Here is a 15,046-nt window from a genome sequence, read left to right as displayed (position 1 = left end):
GGACCAAATTCGTCCGGAGGGGACCCCTCATGACACTTCCTGGGTTCAGGTCGGCAGGACCGGGGTGATCGGGTCGGCGCCGGACAGGACGGCGGCCACGTTGCGGGCGGCGAGCAGCGCCATCTCGGTGCGGGTTTCCACGGTCGCCGACCCCAGGTGCGGCGACAGCGCCACGTTGTCCAGGTCCAGCAGGCGCGGTTCGACTTCCGGTTCCCGTTCGAACACGTCGAGCGCGGCCCCGGCGATGGTCCCCGCGCGCAGCGCGTCGGCGAGCGCGGACTCGTCCACCACCGGCCCCCGGGTCGTGTTCACCAGGAACGCGCCCGGCTTCATGGCGGCCAGCGCCTCGGCGTCGATCAGGTGCCGGGTGTCCGGGGTGAGCGGGCAGTGCAGGGACACCACGTCCGCGGTCCGCAGCAACTCCCGCAGGGGCAAGCGCTCCGCCGCCAGCGCCGATTCCACCGCTGCCGCGGCCCGTGACCGTCCACTGTAGACAATCTCCATCCCGAACGCCCGCGCCCGCCGGGCGACGGCCTGGCCGATCTGGCCCAGCCCCACGATGCCGAGCGTCTTCCCCTGCAGGCCGGTGCCGAGCAGGAAGCCGAGGTGGAACGACCACGGGCGCCGCGCGCGCAGCAGGCGTTCCCCCTCGCCGAGGCGCCGGGTCGCCGCGAGCAGCAAGCCGAACGCGAGGTCGGCGGTCGCCTCGGTGAGCACGCCCGGGGTGTTCGTCACCGCGACACCCCGTTCGGCGAGCGCGGGCACGTCGACGTTGTCGTAGCCGACCGCCACATTCGCCACCACGCGCAAGCAGGGCCCCGCGGCGTCGGCGAGCGCGCCGTCCACGCGGTCGTGCAGCATGCTGACCACGGCCGCGGCGCCGGACACGGCGTCTCGCAGCTCCTCCGGCGTCAGCGCCCGGTCCGCTTCGGACACCCATACCTCGCCTGCCTCACGCAGGAGCTTCACCGCCTCTTCCGGAATCCACCGGCTGACCACGATCCGAGGACGTTCACTCATAAGGGCACCTTCTCTTGCGGTCCATCGCGTCCACAACTATGTTCATATGTAGAACTTGTGTGCGTCATGCGAACGCAAGGGAATCCAAAGGAGGGTGATGGCGGAGATCGTCTTCCTGGCCGACGGGATCGCCGGGCTGGTGCGCGACGGCGACACGGTCGCGCTCGAGGGGTTCACGCACCTGATCCCGGTCGCCGCCGGGCACGAGATCATCCGCCAGCGGCGCACCGATCTCACCCTGGTGCGGATGACCCCGGACATCGTGTACGACCAGCTCATCGGCGCGGGCTGCGCGCGCAAGCTGATCTTCTCCTGGGGCGGCAACCCCGGAGTCGGCTCGCTGCACCGGTTCCGCGACGCGGTGCAGCACGGCTGGCCGGTGCCGCTGGAAATCGAGGAACACAGCCACGCCGGGATGGCGAACCGGTACGTGGCGGGCGCGTCCGGCCTGCCGTTCGCCGTGCTGCGCGGGTACACCGGCACCGATCTGCCCAGGCAGACCGCGACCATCAAGCCGATCACCTGCCCGTTCACCGGCGAACAGCTCACCGCGGTGCCCGCGCTCAACCCGGACGTCACGATCGTGCACGCCCAGCGCGCCGACCGGGCCGGGAACGTGCAGCTGTGGGGCATCACCGGCGTCCAGAAGGAGGCCGTGCTGGCGGCGAAGCGGTCGCTGGTCACCGTCGAGGAGATCGTCGACGAACTCGAACCGCGGCCCGGGGCGACCGTGCTCCCCGCCTGGGCGGTCACCGCGGTCGCCGAGGTGCCGTTCGGCGCGAAACCCTCGTACGCGGCCGGGTACTACGACCGGGACAATGCGGCCTACCAGGCCTGGGACGCGATCAGCCGCGACCGCGAGAAGTTCGCGCGCTGGGTCGAGGAGAGCGTGCGGGTGCCGGCATGAACGACTACACCGCCGACGAGATGATGAGCGTGGCCGCCGCGCGGGCGCTGCGCGACGGATCGTCCTGCTTCGTGGGCATCGGCCTGCCGAGCACCGCGGCCAACCTGGCCCGCCGCACGCACGCGCCGAACCTGACGCTGGTCTACGAATCCGGTTGCCTCGGCGCGAAACCTTCCCGGCTGCCGCTGTCCATCGGGGACGGCGAACTCGCCGACACCGCCGACGCCGTGGTGAGCGTGCCGGAGGTCTTCAACTACTGGCTGCAGCCCGGCCGGATCGACGTGGGTTTCCTCGGCGCCGCGCAACTGGACCGCTTCGGCAACATCAACACGACGGTGATCGGCACGAACTACGCCGATCCGAAGGTCCGGCTGCCCGGTGCGGGCGGGGCGCCGGAAATCGCCGCGTCCTGCGGCGAGGTGTTCATCGTGCTGCGGCAGAGCCCGCGCGCGTTCGTCGAACGGGTCGACTTCATCACCTCGTTCGGGCACGGCTCCGGCCGGGGTGACCGGGAACGGCTCGGCCTGCCCGGGGCGGGTCCCACGCTGGTCGTCACCGATCTCGGCCTGCTCCGGCCGGACCCGGAGACCAGCGAGCTGACGCTGACCGAACTGCACCCCGGCGTCGAACTCGACCAGGTGCGCGCCGCGACCGGCTGGAAATTGAAGGTCTCGGAGTCACTGGCCACCACGCCCGCGCCCACGGAGGATGAACTGAGGATTCTGCGTGAGCTGAAGAAAGCGAGTGAACCGTGACCGAGGTCTTCGTTCTGGACGCCGTCCGCACCCCGTTCGGCCGCTACGGCGGCGCGCTGTCCGGGGTCCGGCCGGACGATCTGGCCGCGCACGCGCTGCGCGGCCTCGCCGAGCGGACCGACCTCGATCCGGGGACCGTCGACGAGGTGATCCTCGGCGACGCCAACGGCGCGGGCGAGGACAACCGCAACGTGGCGCGGATGGCCGCCCTGCTCGCGGGCTGGCCGACCGCGGTGCCCGGGGCCACGGTCAACCGGCTGTGCGGTTCCGGCCTGGAAGCGGTCATCCAGGGCAACCGGGAAATCGCGGTCGGGGACGCTTCGCTGGTGGTGGCCGGTGGGGTGGAGTCGATGAGCCGCTCGCCGTGGGTGATGCTGAAACCGGAGAAGGCGTTCCCGGCGGGCCCGCAGACGCTGCACTCCACCGCGCTCGGCTGGCGGATGGTCAACCCGAAGATGCCCGAGCGGTGGACGGACTCGCTGGGGGAGAGCACCGAGAAACTCGCCGAGCGCTACGGCATCGGCCGCGAGGCGCAGGACGAGTTCGCGCTGCGCAGCCACCGCAACGCCGCCCGCGCCTGGGACGAGGGTTTCTACGACGGCCACGTCGTTCCGGTGCCCGGCACGGACCTGACCCGGGACGAAGGCATCCGGCCGGATTCCACAATGGACAAACTGGCCAAGCTCAAGCCCGCGTTCCGCGAACAAGGCACGGTCACCGCGGGCAATTCCTCCCCGCTCAACGACGGCGCCTCGGCGCTGCTGCTCGGCGACGAGGCCGCCGCGAACCGGCTGGGCCGGGACCCGCTCGCCCGGATCGCCGGACGCGGCGCGGCGGGCGTCGATCCGGACGTCTTCGGCATCGGCCCGGTGCGCGCCGCGGAGATCGCCCTGGAGCGGGCCGGGATCGGCTGGGACGATCTGGCGGCGGTGGAACTGAACGAGGCGTTCGCCGCGCAGTCGCTGGCCTGCCTCGCCGACTGGCCGAAGCTGAACCCGGAGAACGTGAACGTCCACGGCGGCGCGATCGCCATCGGGCATCCGCTCGGCGCGTCCGGCGGGCGCATCCTCGGCACGCTCGCGCACGAGCTGCGGCGCCGGGGCGGTGGCTGGGGTCTGGCCGCCATCTGCATCGGAGTGGGTCAGGGATTGGCCGTCGTTCTGGAGGCGTGAAACATGGGCACACCGACGAAGTTGCACCTGCCGAGTTACCGCCGGGATCCGGACGGCACGCATCCGCCGCTGGACTCGCCCGGCTATCGGTCGACCGCGTTGCGCCATCCGAAACAGCGGCCCGTCCTGCTGCCGCAGATGCTCACCGAGGTCACCGGCCCGCTGCTCGGCCCGGGCCGGATCGGCGAGCACGACAACGACCTCACCCGCCAGCACGCGGGGGAGCCGCAGGGGCAGCGGATCATCGTGCACGGCAGGCTGCTCGACGGCGACGGCAGGCCGGTGCGCAACTCGCTGGTGGAGATCTGGCAGGCGAACGCGGGCGGCCGTTACCGGCACACCGGCGACCGCTGGCCGTCGCCGCTGGATCCCAACTTCGACGGGGTCGGCCGCACGCTGACCGACGACGAGGGCCGGTACGAGTTCACCACCATCAAACCCGGCGCCTACCCGTGGAAGAACCACGACAACGCCTGGCGCCCGGCGCACATCCACTTCTCGCTGTTCGGCACCGCGTTCATCCAGCGGCTGGTCACCCAGATGTACTTCCCGGACGATCCGCTGTTCGCCCAGGACCCGATCTTCAACTCGGTGCCGGACGAGAAGGCGCGGCAGCGGATGATCTCGAAGTTCGACCTGAGCCGCACGGTCGACCACTGGGCGCTGGCCTTCGAGTTCGACATCGTGCTGCGCGGGCGCGAGGCTTCGGTCTTCGAGGACGAGGAGGACGAATGAGTGACGATGCGAAGCTCCGCTCGTTCGTCCGACCGGGTGCGGGTGTCCCGCAAGGCACAGTGGAGGACGACGAGTGACTACTCCCTCGCAAACCGTCGGTCCGTACCTGTCGATCGGGCTGCCCTGGCCGGACGGGGTCGACGCGGTGCCCGAGGGCACCCCCGGCGCGGTGTGGATCCGCGGCCGGGTCCTCGACGGCGCGGGCGAACCGGTGCCGGACGCGCTGGTGGAGACCTGGCAGGCGGACGCGAACGGCCGGTTCGACCACCCGGACGATCCGCGCGGCGCGGTGGCGGGTTTCCGGGCCTTCGGCCGGTGCCCGACCGAACCGGACGGCAGCTACCGCATCCGCACGATCGTGCCCGGCGCGGTCCCCGGGCGGGACGGCCGCGAGCAGGCGCCGCACATCGACGTTTCGGTGTTCGCGCGCGGCCTGCTCGACCGGGTGGTCACCCGGATCTACTTCCCGGAGCACGCCGAGGCGAACGCGGCGGACGAGGTGCTGGCCGCGGTCCCGGCGGATCGCCGCGCCACCCTGATCGCCGTCTCGGCCGAGGACGGTTACCGGTTCGACGTGCGCTTGCAGGGAGAAGGCGAGACAGTCTTCTTCGATGTCTGAACTGTTTGACGGGATCATCGCCGCGGGCGCCGTGCGCAGCGAGGTGAGCGACGCCGCGTGGCTGCGCGCGATGCTCGACGTGGAGAGCGCGCTCGCCGCCGCGCAGGCCGATGCCGGGCTCGTCGAGCGCGCGCACGCCGAGGAGATCGCCCGGGCCTGCCGGGACGGCTACTACGACCTCGCCGAACTCGGCGCGCAGGCGATCGGCGTCGGCAACCCGGCCGCGCCGCTGGTCCGGGAGATCACCGCGAAGGTCGCCGGGACCGCCGCCCGGTACGTGCATTTCGGCGCGACCAGCCAGGACGTGGTGGACACCGCCGCGGTGCTGGTCGTCGCCCGCGCGCTGGAACCGCTGCTGGAAGACCTCGACGCGTGCGCCGAACTGGCGGCCGGGCTCGCCGGGGAGCACGCCCTGACCGTCCAAGTCGGACGGACGCTGGCGCAGCAGGCCATTCCGGTGACCTTCGGGCTCACCGCCGCGGGCTGGCTGTCCGGTTTGGACGCCGCCGCGCACCGGTTGCGCGGGCAGCGGCTCGCCGTCCAGCTCGGCGGCGCGACCGGAACCCTGGCCTCGCTCGGCGAACGCGGTCCGGCCGTGCTCGCCGCGTTCGCGAACCGGCTCGGCCTGGCCGAACCGGACCTGCCCTGGCACACCGAACGCACCCGGATCGCCGAGATCGCGGGCGCGCTGGCGGAGACTTCCGGTGTGGTCGCCGGGATCGCGCACACCCTCACCCTGCTCGCGCAGACCGAGATCGCCGAGGTGTCCGAACAGGGGCCGCCGGGCAGCGGTGGCTCGTCGACCATGCCGCACAAGCGGAATCCGATCGCGTCGGTCGTCGCGCAGGCGTGCGCGCGGCAGGCGCCCGGGCTGGCCGGCACCCTGTTCGGTGCGATGGCCCACGAGTACCAGCGCGCCGCCGGGGCCTGGCACGCCGAATGGCGCCCGCTCGCGGAACTGTTGCGCAGCACCGGATCCGCGGTGCACTGGCTGCGGACCGCGGTCGAGCGCCTGCGGGTCGATCCCGCCCGGATGCGGGAGAACCTGGACCGCAGCGGGGGAATCCTGCTCGCCGAACGGGTCACCAGCGCGCTGACCCCGGAAACCGGTCGCCTCGCCGCGCACGACGCGGTCACCGCCTGCTGCCGCCGCGCGCTCGCCGGGGAGGGGACGCTGGCCGAACTGCTCGCCGCGGATCCGTTGGCGGGCAAGCACCTGAGCCACGAGCAGATCGAAGAACTCCTGGATCCCGCCGGATACCTCGGCAGCGCGGAGTTCTTCGTCCGCCGCGCCCTCGATTCCCACCGCGCGTTCAAGGAGACCAGGTGAGCGTAGCCCTGCACCACGTCGTCGACGGTCCCGCCGGCGGCGAGGTCGTCGTGCTGAGCAATTCCGTCGGCAGCGACCTGCGGATGTGGGATCCGCAGGTCGGACCGCTGACCGCGGCCGGGTTCCGGGTGGTGCGCTACGACCAGCGGGGCCACGGCAAGTCGCCGGTGCCGCCCGGGCCTTGCACGATCGGCGACCTCGGCGACGACGTCCTCGCGCTGCTGGACTCGCTCGGCGCCGAGCGAGTCCGGTTCGCCGGGCTGTCGCTGGGCGGGATGACCGGGATGTGGCTGGCCGCGCGGCATCCGGACCGGATCTCCCGGCTCGTGCTGTGCTGCACCTCGGCCCGGCTCGGCCCGGCGAAGATGTGGGCCGACCGGGCGGCGCTCGTGCGCGCGGAGGGCACCGGCGTCGTCGCCGAGGCGGGCGTCGGGCGCTGGCTCACGCCCGGTTTCCGCGAGCGGAATCCCGGCCGGGCCGGGGAACTGCGCGACATGATCGCCGCGACCCCGGCCGAGGGGTACGCGTCGTGCTGCGGGGCGATCGAGCGGATGGACCTCACCGGCGAACTCGCCTCGATCACCGCGCCGACCCTGGTGATCGCCGGGGCCGAAGATCCGGCGACCCCGCCCGAGCACGGCCGCCGGATCGCCGACGGCATCCCCGGCGCCCGGCTGGAGATCGTCGAAGGCGCCGCCCACCTCGGCAACGTCGAGCAACCGGCCCGGTTCAGCGAACTGATCATCGAACATTTCCAGGGGGCCGCGTGACCGAGGACGAGCGCTACGAGGCCGGGATGCGCGTGCGCCGGGAGGTGCTCGGCGACGAGCACGTCGACCGCGCCATCGCCCGCACCACCGAGTTCACCGCGCCCTTCCAGGACTACATCACCCGATCGGCCTGGGGCTCGATCTGGACCCGCCCCGGACTGGACCGGCGCACCCGCAGCTGCATCACGCTGGCCGCGCTGACCGCCCTGCACTGCCACGACGAACTCGCCATGCACGTCCGCGCGGCTGTCCATAATGGACTTTCCGCGGCGGAGATCGGCGAGGTGCTGCTGCACACCGGGGTCTACGCCGGGGTGCCCGCCGCGAACGCCGCGCTGGCCATCGCGCAGCGCACCCTCGCCGAACTGGGTGAGCCCACCGCCCAACCGCCGAACGGCCTATAGAGTTGGCCTATGGACGAGGTCGGGGAAGGCACGCGCGGTGCGCACCACGTGCAGTCGCTGGAACGCGGCCTGGCGGTGATCAAGGCGTTCAACGCGGGCGCGCCCGAACTCACGCTGAGTGAGGTCGCCCGGGTCACCGGCCTGACCAGGGCCGCGGCCCGCCGGTTCCTGCTGACCCTGGCCGACCTCGGGTACGTCCGCACCGACGGCAAGCACTTCTCGCTCACCGCGCGCGTGCTGGAACTCGGCTACGCCTTTCTGTCCAGTTTGTCCCTTCCTGAGGTCGCGCAGCCGCATCTGGAGCGGCTGTCGGCGGAGGTGCACGAGTCCAGTTCGGTCTCCGTGCTGGAGGGCGGCGACATCGTCTACATCGCCCGGGTCGCGGTGTCCCGGATCATGACCGTCACGATCAACGTCGGCACCCGGTTCCCCGCGCACGCGACCTCGATGGGTCACGTGCTGCTCGCCGGGCTGGACGCCGACGCGCTCGCCGCCTACCTCGCCGAGGCCGAGCTGACCCGGCTCACCTCGCACACCCTGACCTCGCCCGCCGCGCTGCGCGCCGAACTGGTCAAGGTGCGCGAACAGGGCTGGGCCATGGTCGACCAGGAGCTCGAGGAGGGCTTGCGGTCGGTCGCCGCGCCGATCCGCGACCGGCACGGCGCGGTGGTGGCCGCGGTGAACGTGTCCACCCACGCCAGCCGGACCACCCCGGAATCCGTGCGCGGCGAGATGGTGCCGCCGCTGCTGGCCGCCGCCGCCCGGATCGAAGCCGACCTCGCGGTCGCCCCCGCCGCGCACGCCAAACGTGGGTGACGTAGCCGGTCTGCTGCTCGCCGCGGGGGCGGGCAGACGCTTCGGGCAGCCGAAGGCCCTGGTCGAACTGGACGGGGAACCCTTGTTGCTGCGTGCTTTGCGCACGCTGACCGGGGGCGGCTGCGCGCCCGTGCGCGTGGTGCTCGGCGCGGAGGCAGAGGCCGCGCGCGCCCTGCTGCCGGATCCGTCGATCGCGGTGGTCGCCGAGGACTGGGCGACCGGGATGGGCGCGTCGCTGCGCGCGGGACTGCGGGCCGTCCGCGAACTGGACTGCGACGCCGTGCTCGTGCACCTGGTGGACCTGCCCTGGACCGGCCCGCCGGTAGTCGACCGGCTGCTGGCGAACGCGGGCCCCGAGGCGGTCGCCCGCGCGAGTTTCGACGGCGTACCCGGGCATCCGGTGCTGTTCGGCAGGCGTTGGTTCGACGAGATCGCGGACAGCGCCCGCGGTGACCGGGACGCGCGGGACTGGCTTTCCGGACGGGCGGATCTCCGGCTGATCGAATGCGGCGACCTCGGCCGCGGGGCCGACGTGGACCGGCCCGACGATCTACGCTAGCTGGTTGTGACGGGTCAAATCGGTTCGCCGGAGGAGCTGGCGCGGCTTCTCGACGGCATCGGGTACCTCGCCGACGACGGCGTGGCCACGGCCGCGTTCCTGGCGTTGCGGATGCGGCGGCCGCTGTTCTGCGAAGGCGAGCCGGGGACCGGGAAGACCTCGCTCGCGGTAGGTCTCGCGCAGGGGCTGGACCTGCCGCTGATCCGGCTGCAGTGCCACGAGGGCATCGACGCGGCGCAGGCGTTGTACGAATGGGACTTCCCGCGCCAGCTGCTGCACCTGCGCGCGCTCGAAGCGGCCGAGGACCGGCTCGACGCCGAGGTCGCCGAGCGGTCCCTCTACACCGAACGGTTCCTGCTCGCACGGCCGCTGCTGCGCGCGCTGACCGCGTCCCCGTGCGTGCTGCTGGTCGACGAGATCGACCGCGCCGACGACGAGTTCGAGGCGTTCCTGCTGCAGCTGCTGGACGAGAACGCGGTGACCATTCCCGAGTTCGGCGAGGTGCGGGCCGAAACCCCGCCGCTGGTGGTGCTCACCTCCAACCGCACCCGCGAGGTGCACGACGCGCTCAAGCGGCGCTGCCTGTACCACTGGCTGGAGCATCCGGATCTCGCGCGGGAGATCGCGATCCTGCGCCGCCGGGTGCCGGGCATCGGGGAACGGCTGGCGGCGCAGGTCGCCGGGGCGGTGCGCAAGCTGCGCGATCTGGAACTGCTGAAACCGCCCGGGGTCGCCGAATCGCTCGACTGGGCGCAGGCGCTGCTGGCCCTGGAGCGCGACGAACTGGACGCCGAATCCGCCGCGCGCACGCTCGGCGCGGTGCTCAAGTACAGCGAGGACCTCGACCGGGTGCGCGCCAAACTGGACGCTTTGCTCGCCTAGCGCCCGTTCAGCCCGGCGAGGTTCGCGCCGGTAGGTCACCACGTGCCGGTCGCGGGTCAGGGAGACCGCGGCGAGCGGATCCCGCCAGAACACCTCGCCGCCCGCGATCTGCGGCGGCATATCCGGTTGGGTGAAGATCGTGTGCGCCAACCGCGCCTCTTCGGTTTCCGCGGTGGCGCCGATCTTGTCCACATAGGACTGATCGACCGGGGTCCGGTTGGTGGCGCCGAGCGGGACGGCGGTGACCTGCGCGTGGGCGAAGACGGTCCGCGCCGACCGCATGCCTTCCGCCTCCCGGTCAGGAGTGTGCGCCGTAGTCGCCGATCCCGTGCTCCAGCAGATCGAAGGCGTCGTCGATGAAGCTCGCCTGATCGCGCCGGACCTCCTCGACGTCGTCGCCGTCCAGGATGCGCCGCACGGCGTTCCCGAAGATCGCCGAGATGACACCGGAGAGCAGGCGGGCGACCACCCGGGCGCGGTTGTCGTCCTCGATCTCCGCCGCGAGGACCTTCGCCAGCGCGTCCCCGAGCTCGTGGCCCTGCTCGTTCATCCGGTTCATCAGGGCCGGGCTGGACCGCAGCACCGACCAGAAGCCGGTCACCCCCTCGATCGCGCCGGAGAGCGGGTGGCCGGAGGCGAGCAGTTCGTGGTGGTAGCGGCGCATCGCGGTCACCACCGGCTCGCCCGGCGCGCGTTCGGTGATCACCTGCTCCAGTTCGGCCAGCCGGTCGGCGTGCCGGTCGAGGAAGAGGTCCTCCTTGCGCGGGAAGTAGTTGAAGACCGTCATCTTCGAGACGTTCGCCGCCTCGGCGACCTCGGCCACCGTCACGTTGTCGAAGCCGTGTTGGATGAACAGGGCGGTCGCCACGTTCGAGATGTGCCGGCGGGTCGCCTGCTTCTTCTGCTCGCGCAACCCTTGCTTCGCCATGACCCGATCATATACCTGTCATAAACTTTGACTCGGTCCAAGATTATCGGCATGATGGTGCCACCGAGACAGATGGGGAGAATCGATGGACTACGAGGTGGCGATCTGCGGCGGGGGGCCGGTCGGCCTGATGCTGGCGTGCGAACTGGGCCTGGCCGGGGTGGACGTCGTCGTGCTCGAACGACTCACCGAGATCGACCAGACGATCAAGGCGGGCGCGATCAACCTGCCGACCGGTGAGGCGTTCTACCGGCGCGGGATGTTGGGGGCGTTGCAGGAGGAGCAACGGCTCGGTATCGAGCGGATGCTGGAATTCCGGCGGTCCAGGGGGGCGGACGTCGTCGCCGCGCCGCGGAAGAAACCGATGTTCGCGGGACATTTCGCCGGGATCATGGTCGGCGGGGACCTGGTCGACTACGACGATCCGGACTTCCGCGACGTCGGCCCGGTCGCGGGCGTGATGGCGGTCGGGCAGCAGGCCATCGAGGCGATCCTCGCCGAGCGGGCCGCCGAACTCGGCGTGACCGTGCGGCGCGGGGTGGAGGTCACCGGCTTCGACGCGGACGACGACGGTGTGACCGTCCACTTCGGAGAGTCGTCGCTGCGGGCGGGCTGGCTGGTCGGCTGCGACGGGGGGCGCAGCCAGGTGCGCAAGCTGACCGGTTTCGACTTCCCCGGAACCGATCCGTCGATCACCGCGTACCAGGCGATCGTGGACCTCGAAGGCGCCGAGGAGTTGCGCCCCGGCTGGAACCGCACGGAGAACGGGATCTACGTGCACGGGCCGATCCCGGGCCGGATCCTGAGCGTCGAGTTCGACAGCCCGCCCGCCGACCGCGAAGCGCCGATCACGGCCGCCGAGTTGCAGGCGAGCCTGCGCAAGACCTCGGGTGTCGAGGTCACCGTCACCGCGGTGCGCTCGGCGACCCGCGCCACCGACAACGCGCGGCAGGCGACCACCTACCGGCGGGGCCGGGTCCTGCTGGCGGGGGACGCCGCGCACGTGCACTCGCCGTTCGGCGGGCAGGGGCTCAATCTCGGCATCGGGGACGCGGTCAACCTGGGCTGGAAGCTGGCGGCGACGATCCAGGGCCGGGCGCCGGAGGGTTTGCTCGACACCTACACGACCGAACGGCATCCGATCGGCGCGTGGGTGCTGGAGTGGACGCGCGCGCAGGTCGCGTTGATGCGGTCCGATCCGCGCGCGCACGCCCTGCACGGCGTGGTGACCGATCTCCTGCGGACCCGGGACGGGGCCACCTATCTGGCCAAGAAGCTGTCCGGGGTGCTGCACCGCTACGACCTCGGCGACGGGCATCCGATGGTCGGGTTCAGCGCGCCGGATCTGGAGTTCGCCGACGGCACCCGGCTCGGCGGGCACTGCGCCGACGGCAAGCCGCTGCTGCTGGACCTCGCCGATTCCGCGGAACTGCGTGCGGTGGCAGCGAACTGGGACGTGCGGGTCCTCACCACCAAGTCCGTTTCGCGGCCCGAGCTGACCGGCCTGCTCCTGCGTCCCGACGGCCACGTGGCCTGGGCGAGCGAGGAGTCCACTGTGGAGGGTTTGATCGAGGCGGTGTCCCGGTTCGCGATTCCGGTGTGAGCGAGGAGGCCTCCTCTGCTACGGTGGCGGGGGAGTGATCCTGAACTAGGGGAGACCAGGCGTGGCAGGTGAAGACGACATCTCCGGGTGATACCCGGCCATGTCGTCGTCTCCTGTTCCCTGCTGGGCGTTTCTGTGCCGCCCGCATCTCACCCGAGGTCTCCCGCATGTTCATCGTCTGTTCGAATCTTTCCTTTTCCTGGTCCGACGACACCCCGGTGTTCCAGGACCTGTCGTTCACCGTCGGCGGCGGCCGCACGGGCCTGGTCGCGCCGAACGGCGCCGGTAAGAGCACACTGCTCAAACTGATCGCGGGCGAGTACCGGCCCGGCGGCGGGACCGTGTCCGTGCAGGGAGTGCTCGGTTACCTCCCGCAGAACCTGCCGTTCGCCGGGGGCCTGACCGTGGCCGAGGTCCTGGGCATCGCTCCGGTGCTCAGGGCGCTGGAAGCCGTTGAATCCGGGGACGCGAGCGAGGAGCACTTCACCGCGATCGGCAACGACTGGGACATCGAGGAGCGCACCCGGGCCCAGCTCGACCGGCTCGGCCTCGGGGACGTGCCCTTCGCCCGGCGCCTGCACACCCTCAGCGGTGGCCAGGTCGTCTCGCTCGGCCTGGCGGCGCAGTTGCTCAAGCGGCCCGACGTCCTGCTGCTCGACGAGCCGACCAACAACCTCGACCTGGACGCGCGCCGCAAGCTGTACGGCGTGCTCGAGGAGTGGACCGGCTGCCTGCTGCTGGTCAGCCACGACCGGGCGCTGCTCGACCGCATGGACCGCATCGCCGAGCTCGACCGGGGCGAGATCCGGTTCCACGGCGGGAACTTCACCGACTACGAGCAGGCCGTGCGCGCTGAACGCGAGGTCGCCGAGAAGAACGTCCGCAACGCCGAGCAGGAGGTCAAGCGGGAGAAGCGGGAGATGCAGCAGGCCCGCGAGCGGGCCGCCCGCCGGGCGAGCAACGCCGCCCGCAACGTCAAGGACGCGGGGCTGCCGAAGATCGTCGCCGGCGGGTTGAAGCGGCGTGCCCAGGAGTCGGCGGGGAAGGCGGACGGCACGCACGCCGCGCGGGTCAGCGACGCCCGGGCCCGGCTCGACGAAGCGAGCCGCGCCCTGCGCGACGAGCAGAAGATCGCGCTGGAACTACCGGGAACCAACGTCCCCGCCGGACGCATGGTCTTCCTCGGCGAGCGGATGCGGATCCAGCGCGGTGACCGGACGCTCTTCGAGGGCATCGACCTGGCGATCCGGGGCCCCGAGCGGATCGCGTTGACCGGGCCCAACGGCGTCGGGAAGTCCACCCTGCTGCGCCTGATCCACGGCGACCTGGAACCGGAGAGCGGGGAGGTCAAACGGGCCGACGGCAGGATCGCCTACCTCTCCCAGCGGCTCGATCTGCTCGACCTCGACCGCACGGTGGCGGAGAACCTGGCCGCGTTCGCACCCGGTATGCCGCAGGCGCAGCGGATGAACCTGCTCGCGCGCTTCCTGTTCCGGGGCTCCCGCGCCCACCTCCCGGCCGGGGTGCTCTCCGGTGGCGAGCGGCTGCGCGCCACCCTGGCCTGCGTCCTGTTCGCCGAACCGGCGCCCCAGCTGTTGCTGCTGGACGAACCGACGAACAACCTCGACCTGGTCAGCGTGGGCCAGTTGGAGGGTGCGCTCAACGCCTACCAGGGCGCGTTCGTGGTGGTCAGCCACGACGAACGGTTTCTCGCCGAGGTCAACGTGAACCGCTGGCTGCGGCTCGCCGGTGGCCGCCTGCGGGAAACCGGGGCGCCCGAGGTCAGGAATCCAGGGTCTGCTCCAGCTTGAGCAACGTCTCGACCAGCGCCGACCGCGAACCGGGGGCGAGGTGGACCTCCGCGTCGCTCCCGGTTCCCGCGGTGTAGTTGAGGTAGCGGCCCCAGTCGGTGTCGGCGTAGTGCAGCGGTTGTTCGAGGCGGGTGTACCGGTTGAGCTCGTCGCGGCGGCCCGCGTAGAGCTCGCCGGTGCCGAGCACGGGGCGTTGCAGCACCTTGACCAGTTCCCGGATCTCCGGGCCGGGCACGTCGTCCTTCCGCCGCCCGGCCTCTTCGAGATCGGCCACCCGCACCATCAGCGGCCGCCCGCCGCCGGGGGTCACGTCGGGCAGTTCGGCGACGAGGGCTTCGGGCAGTCGGTCCCGCCGGGCCGTCCGCAGCGCCACGCCTTCGCCGGACCGGATGGCCACGATGCCCTGCAGCCCGCGCGCCGCGGCGAGCACGCCGTAGGTGCGCTCGCCGTCGTTGGCCCAGCCGTAGTACTCGATCGACGGCGTGGTGAGCAGGGGGAGCCAGTCGAGGAAGTCGACCTCGATCCGGCCGCGGCCGTCCACCAGCCCCGCCTCGGTGAGCGCCTGGTTCATCCGCTCGCGGGCCAGGACCTTCTCGTCATCGCTCAGCCACAACGGTTCCGGGCGCAGCACGACGTGCAGTGCGCCGGCCTTCTCCTGTTCGGCCAGCCCGGCGAGCGCGGTGATCGGCAACTGCACGTAGTCGCTTCGCACGACGGGCATGGTCCTCAGTCTTC

At 71.7% G+C, this 15,046-nt stretch carries 16 protein-coding genes; 13 read left to right on the top strand and 3 right to left on the bottom strand.

The window, feature by feature from the left end:
* Window positions 1–45: 45 nt before the first annotated feature.
* The gene (locus FXO23_RS24465) at window positions 46–1,020 is read right to left on the bottom strand and encodes a 2-hydroxyacid dehydrogenase (RefSeq protein WP_158887760.1); all 975 of its coding nucleotides are present in this window, start codon (window positions 1,018–1,020) and stop codon (window positions 46–48) included.
* Between the two features lie 97 nt (window positions 1,021–1,117).
* On the opposite strand from FXO23_RS24465, the gene FXO23_RS24460 reads away from it, so the two are divergent.
* The 11 genes from FXO23_RS24460 to FXO23_RS24410 all read left to right on the top strand — a co-directional run bounded on the left by FXO23_RS24460 (window position 1,118) and on the right by FXO23_RS24410 (window position 9,969).
* Window positions 1,118–1,927, top strand: a complete 810-nt coding sequence (locus FXO23_RS24460) for a CoA transferase subunit A (protein ID WP_158887759.1) — start codon at window positions 1,118–1,120, stop codon at window positions 1,925–1,927.
* Window positions 1,924–2,682, top strand: a complete 759-nt coding sequence (locus FXO23_RS24455) for a CoA-transferase subunit beta (RefSeq protein WP_158887758.1) — start codon at window positions 1,924–1,926, stop codon at window positions 2,680–2,682. The genes FXO23_RS24460 and FXO23_RS24455 overlap by 4 nt, the downstream gene beginning before the upstream one ends.
* On the top strand, window positions 2,679–3,854 hold the full coding sequence (locus FXO23_RS24450; protein ID WP_158887757.1) for a thiolase family protein: 1,176 nt from the start codon (window positions 2,679–2,681) through the stop codon (window positions 3,852–3,854). The genes FXO23_RS24455 and FXO23_RS24450 overlap by 4 nt, the downstream gene beginning before the upstream one ends.
* A gap of 3 nt (window positions 3,855–3,857) precedes the next feature.
* Window positions 3,858–4,589: a protocatechuate 3,4-dioxygenase subunit beta gene (gene pcaH / locus FXO23_RS24445; RefSeq protein ID WP_158887756.1), complete on the top strand. Its 732-nt coding sequence runs from the start codon at window positions 3,858–3,860 to the stop codon at window positions 4,587–4,589.
* Window positions 4,590–4,662: 73 nt separating this feature from the next.
* Window positions 4,663–5,208, top strand: coding sequence for a protocatechuate 3,4-dioxygenase subunit alpha (gene pcaG / locus FXO23_RS24440; protein WP_158887755.1), 546 nt, complete (start codon window positions 4,663–4,665; stop codon window positions 5,206–5,208).
* On the top strand, window positions 5,201–6,538 hold the full coding sequence (gene pcaB, locus FXO23_RS51685; RefSeq protein ID WP_158887754.1) for a 3-carboxy-cis,cis-muconate cycloisomerase: 1,338 nt from the start codon (window positions 5,201–5,203) through the stop codon (window positions 6,536–6,538). The genes pcaG and pcaB overlap by 8 nt, the downstream gene beginning before the upstream one ends.
* A complete protein-coding gene (gene pcaD, locus FXO23_RS24430) occupies window positions 6,535–7,308 on the top strand; it encodes a 3-oxoadipate enol-lactonase (RefSeq protein ID WP_246257746.1) in 774 nt (257 codons plus the stop codon). The genes pcaB and pcaD overlap by 4 nt, the downstream gene beginning before the upstream one ends.
* Window positions 7,305–7,712, top strand: a complete 408-nt coding sequence (pcaC, locus tag FXO23_RS24425) for a 4-carboxymuconolactone decarboxylase (protein WP_281356586.1) — start codon at window positions 7,305–7,307, stop codon at window positions 7,710–7,712. Before pcaD ends, pcaC begins: the two co-directional genes overlap by 4 nt.
* A 9-nt stretch (window positions 7,713–7,721) precedes the next feature.
* The gene (locus FXO23_RS24420) at window positions 7,722–8,528 is read left to right on the top strand and encodes an IclR family transcriptional regulator domain-containing protein (protein WP_158887752.1); all 807 of its coding nucleotides are present in this window, start codon (window positions 7,722–7,724) and stop codon (window positions 8,526–8,528) included.
* Window positions 8,521–9,087 (top strand): nucleotidyltransferase family protein, encoded by a 567-nt coding sequence (locus tag FXO23_RS24415; protein ID WP_158887751.1) that lies wholly within the window; start codon window positions 8,521–8,523, stop codon window positions 9,085–9,087. The genes FXO23_RS24420 and FXO23_RS24415 overlap by 8 nt, the downstream gene beginning before the upstream one ends.
* A 6-nt stretch (window positions 9,088–9,093) precedes the next feature.
* On the top strand, window positions 9,094–9,969 hold the full coding sequence (locus FXO23_RS24410) for an AAA family ATPase (protein WP_158887750.1): 876 nt from the start codon (window positions 9,094–9,096) through the stop codon (window positions 9,967–9,969).
* 298 nt (window positions 9,970–10,267) lie between these two features.
* On the opposite strand, the gene FXO23_RS24405 is transcribed toward FXO23_RS24410, so the two are convergent.
* Window positions 10,268–10,897, bottom strand: a complete 630-nt coding sequence (locus FXO23_RS24405) for a TetR/AcrR family transcriptional regulator (protein ID WP_158887749.1) — start codon at window positions 10,895–10,897, stop codon at window positions 10,268–10,270.
* An 85-nt stretch (window positions 10,898–10,982) separates the two neighbouring features.
* Between FXO23_RS24405 and FXO23_RS24400 the strand changes: the two genes are divergently transcribed.
* On the top strand, window positions 10,983–12,500 hold the full coding sequence (locus tag FXO23_RS24400) for an FAD-dependent monooxygenase (protein ID WP_158887748.1): 1,518 nt from the start codon (window positions 10,983–10,985) through the stop codon (window positions 12,498–12,500).
* A gap of 167 nt (window positions 12,501–12,667) precedes the next feature.
* Entirely contained in the window at window positions 12,668–14,311 is a 1,644-nt protein-coding gene (abc-f, locus tag FXO23_RS24395) for a ribosomal protection-like ABC-F family protein (protein ID WP_158887747.1), read from the top strand.
* On the opposite strand, the gene FXO23_RS24390 is transcribed toward abc-f, so the two are convergent.
* Window positions 14,283–15,032: an ESX secretion-associated protein EspG gene (locus FXO23_RS24390; RefSeq protein ID WP_425484903.1), complete on the bottom strand. Its 750-nt coding sequence runs from the start codon at window positions 15,030–15,032 to the stop codon at window positions 14,283–14,285. The genes abc-f and FXO23_RS24390 overlap by 29 nt on opposite strands.
* Window positions 15,033–15,046: the final 14 nt, after the last annotated feature.

Origin of the sequence: Amycolatopsis anabasis, assembly GCF_009765355.1 — a bacterium.
In the GTDB taxonomy this organism is placed as follows: Bacteria; Actinomycetota; Actinomycetes; order Mycobacteriales; family Pseudonocardiaceae; genus Amycolatopsis; species Amycolatopsis anabasis.
This window is presented reverse-complemented; position numbering and strand designations above follow the sequence as displayed.